Source organism: Massilia sp. CT11-108 (assembly GCF_047302915.1).
Lineage (GTDB): Bacteria > Pseudomonadota > Gammaproteobacteria > Burkholderiales > Burkholderiaceae_D > Telluria > Telluria orientalis.
Map to the genome: position 1 here is coordinate 1 of NZ_JBKYMO010000968.1, position 1,093 is coordinate 1,093.

The window sequence follows — 1,093 nt, forward strand, 5'->3', positions numbered from 1 at the left end:
ATCCTGTCCAGCACCGCGCAGGCGGCGGCCAGCACGGCCGAGACGGCGGCCGCCGTCAGCCAGACCACCGCCACCGTCGAGGAGGTCAAGCAGACCTCGCTGCTGGCGTCCGAGAAGTCGCGCGCCGTGTCGGACGCGGCGCAGCAGGCCGCCCGCACGGCCGCGGAGGGGCGGCGCGCACTGGAAGACAGCATGAAGGGCATGGAATCGATCCAGGAAAAGATGGAAGCCATCGCGTCCACCGTCGTGCGCCTGTCCGAGCGCAGCCACGCGATCGGCGAGATCACGGCGACCGTCGCGGGCCTCGCCGAGCAGTCGAACCTGCTGGCCGTGAACGCGGCCATCGAGGCCGCCAAGGCCGGCGAGCATGGCCGCGGCTTCGCCGTGGTGGCGCAGGAAGTCAAGAGCCTCGCCGAGCAGTCGCGCCAGGCCACGCGCCAGGTGCGCGAGATCCTCGGCGAGATCCAGAAGAGCGTGGGCGCGGCCGTGATGATCACGGAGCAGGGCGCCAGGACGGTGGCGCAGGGCGTCGAGCGGGCCGCGCAGGCCGGCGAGGCCATCCGCGGGCTGACGGACAACATGACGGAGGCGGCGCAGGCGGCGGTGCAGATCGCCGTCTCGAGCCAGCAGCAGCTGGCCGGCATGGACCAGGTGGTGCTGGCGATGGAGAACATCCAGCAGGCCAGCACGGAGAACGCGGCGGGCACGCGCCAGGCGGAGGCGTCCGCGCGCAACCTGCACGCGCTGGGGCAGTCGCTGCGCCAGACCATGACCCGCTTCCAATTCTGATTCCGCGATGACCGACGAAGCATTCCGGGAGCGGCTGCGCGCCATCTTCGGCGAAGAGGCGCGCGAGCACCTGGCCCAGATCGACGTGGGCCTGGTGGCGCTCGAACAGGCGGGCGGGGGCCAGCGCGACGTCCTGTTCGAACGCCTGCTGAAGGTGCTGCATACCCTCAAGGGCGCGGCGCGCACCGTCGACGAGATCGAGCTGGAGCGCCTGTGCCATGCGCTGGAAAGCATGCTGGGCGCGGCACGCGCGGCCGGCGCGGCGGGTTTGTCGGCGACGGCCGAACAGTTCGACCTGCTGCAC

The 1,093-nt window shown here is 71.7% G+C and carries 2 protein-coding genes; both read left to right on the forward strand.

Annotation, left to right across the window (positions count from 1 at the left end; all coding sequences use genetic code 11):
- A partial coding sequence (locus ACEN88_RS32410; RefSeq protein ID WP_413346334.1) for a methyl-accepting chemotaxis protein occupies positions 1-789 on the forward strand: 789 nt, incomplete at its 5' end.
- Positions 790-796: 7 nt separating this feature from the next.
- The coding region (locus tag ACEN88_RS32415) for an Hpt domain-containing protein (RefSeq protein ID WP_413346336.1) at positions 797-1,093 on the forward strand (297 nt) is incomplete at its 3' end.